Raw genomic sequence first — 489 nt, forward strand, 5'->3', positions numbered from 1 at the left:
TGAGTATAGTAAGGGAAAGGAATTTGCACCTAAAGGAAAAGAATTACGAAAGTAATGTGAGTATTGGAAGAGTTTAAGAAGTGATGAACGAGCAAAATATGATGCGAGTATTACTCTAGATGTAAGCAAGATAAAACCACAAATTAGCTATGGAACAAATCCTTCGCAAGTGATTGGCATAGATGAAAAAATTCCAAAAATAAGTGATTTTAAAAATCAAAGAGAGCAAAAATCTTTACTTGATACTTTATCTTATGTAAATTTAGAGCAAGATCAAGTTATAGAAGGGGTAAAAATCGACATTGTATTTATAGGATCTTGCACAAATGGGCGTTTAGAAGATCTTAAAATAGCTGCTGATATCTTAAAAGGGCGCAAAATTCATAAAAATGTTAAAGCTTTAATCGTGCCTGGTTCAATGCAAGTAAGAAAAGAAGCTGAAAATTTAGGACTTGATAAGATTTTTATCGAGGCAGGGTGTGAGTGGAG

General features: G+C 32.7%; 1 pseudogene. It reads left to right on the forward strand.

The window, feature by feature from the left end:
• A pseudogene (locus KJR01_RS09720) lies at positions 1-489 on the forward strand (aconitase family protein); the annotation flags it as partial.

Origin of the sequence: Campylobacter sp. 2018MI10 (genome assembly GCF_018501175.1) — a bacterium.
Classification (GTDB): domain Bacteria; phylum Campylobacterota; class Campylobacteria; order Campylobacterales; family Campylobacteraceae; genus Campylobacter_E.